Source organism: Mobiluncus holmesii ATCC 35242 (genome assembly GCF_000185445.1).
GTDB classification, from domain to species: domain Bacteria; phylum Actinomycetota; class Actinomycetes; order Actinomycetales; family Actinomycetaceae; genus Mobiluncus; species Mobiluncus curtisii.
In genome coordinates this window covers 526243-528134 of the sequence record NZ_GL622346.1, presented here as the reverse complement: position 1 = coordinate 528134, position 1892 = coordinate 526243, and the positions used below count along the sequence as shown (strand labels likewise).

Below are 1892 nucleotides of genomic sequence, written 5' to 3'. Positions count from 1 at the left end.
CCGCAGCGCCTAACCCCCACTTCGCGCTCAAACTAAATGACGCACAACTAACCATTCGCGCTCAAATTGACATGAGGCACCACGAATCCCAGAATAGACAACCACAAATCCACGGCCACTTCCAGGTTGCTGTCCAAGAAGTCATAGGCAGAGGTATGCAGGGGTGGCCAATCTTCCCCATTACCGATATAAACCATCGCCCCGCTGGCAAGTTTCAGGTAATGTCCGAAATCTTCCGAAGCACGGTAGGGCTTTTCCAGGTACACCACCGGCAGACCGGCATGTTGCGCGGCAGCCACAACCAGGTCTATCGCTGCGTCATCGTTGCATGTTTCAGGAAAAACGTCGCAGTCAGTCAGGGACAGCAGCAGGGAGGTCTGCTTCGCCAGGCGGGAAGCCTCGTCGCAAATCAGGCTCTTCAGCTGTGCCAAGTCAGACTCGTTTTCGGCACGCAGAGTTAAGTTCAGCTCCCCGTGAGAAGCCGAGATACCAAAGTCCTTGCGTCCGACTTCGATTCCTACCACGGTGGCCAGCACGAATCCCTCAAAACAAGAATGCCGATTACCGAGTCTCGCCACTCCTGCCAAATCCATAACGTAGAGAACCAGCTGCGCAATCGCTTCGCTGGGGTTCAGTCCAGCTTCCGGGTTGCTGGCGTGCGTGGTAATGCCTTTAAAATCCAGGCTCAGTCCTTGCGAGGCACACTGCGACACGCCACGTCGTAAAGCCACACAGCCGCGAGGAATTCCGCTCCAGTTGTGGAAAGCATAAATTTGGTCGATTCCTTCACGTTCAATGAGACGGGAACTGGCGTATCCCCCAGCCCCGGTTTCTTCGGCAGGCTGAAAAATGAGATAAACGTCTGATGGCACTTCATGCCCTGCCAATTCCAGAGCTAATCCCGCCAGAGCGGAACTGTGCCCGTCATGACCACACTTGTGCGCTACACCAGGATTCTGAGAGGCATAAGGGAGGTCCAAATCTTCCGGAATGGGCAGCGCATCGTAGTCTGCACGGAAACCGATGGCTGGCTGGCTGGAATTCGTTCCGGGAATCTTCACCCAAAACCAACTGCCTTCGTCATGAATAGCAAAGGAGGTGTGCTCGGCTAGAAAGCTCATCAACCGGTGTTTGGTTTCCGTTTCTTGCCCGGAGATTTCAGGATGAGCATGGAGCTCATGGCGCAGCTCTGTGATCAGTTTCAAGTTGCTTTGTTGCATGTTTCTAGAGTCCTCTTTCCTCAAACTACATTCAACCTCGGTACCTATTGCCGAGCCTCACTGCTAGTTTAGTCAGGATGAGCGGTAACGTAGTGGTTCTGGGAGAGCTATTCCATTCCGGAGATGGAAAGTATGAGGGTATGGAGCGCTTGGGCAGCTGCTTCATCACGACAAATTATCAACAGAGTATTATCTCCCGCTATCGTGCCCAAGACTCCCTCAAGGTTTTCTTTATCTACTATCGAAGCTAGTGGCGAAGCAGCTGCGGGGTGCGTGCGCAGAATGACTTGATTACAAACGCACGTAGACTTCAGCAAAAATTGTTTTACCCAATAATCAAGACTGCCGTTGAGAGGTTTAGCGTTCCCTGCGGTGCCCTCGGTAGGGACCAAGGAATAATGCAGGTTTCCATCACGGTCTCGAATCTTGGTGGCACAGAGCTCTTCCAAATCTCGAGACAAGGTTGCCTGCGTGACGCTGAACCCCAGTTCGTTGAGGTGATTTTGTAGAGCTCTTTGAGAACGAATCACGTTTTCTTGCAGCAGTCGGGTAATGACAGCATGACGGGTAGCCTTCGAAGGAAAAACTCGGGACGGAGTGTCATCAGTCATAGGCAAATCAACTCCCTAAAATCGAAACTCGTGTTTTTGGCTTATATCGGGTTTGTGGGTT

Annotated in this window: 2 protein-coding genes; both read right to left on the bottom strand. The window is 52.2% G+C overall.

The genetic code is table 11. The features are described from left to right. Positions 1–47 precede the first annotated feature (47 nt). Positions 48–1220, bottom strand: a complete 1173-nt coding sequence (locus HMPREF0576_RS02185; RefSeq protein ID WP_004010531.1) for a M20 metallopeptidase family protein — start codon at positions 1218–1220, stop codon at positions 48–50. A gap of 107 nt (positions 1221–1327) precedes the next feature. Continuing rightward, entirely contained in the window at positions 1328–1831 is a 504-nt protein-coding gene (locus HMPREF0576_RS02180) for an arginine repressor (protein WP_004008477.1), read from the bottom strand. Positions 1832–1892: the final 61 nt, after the last annotated feature.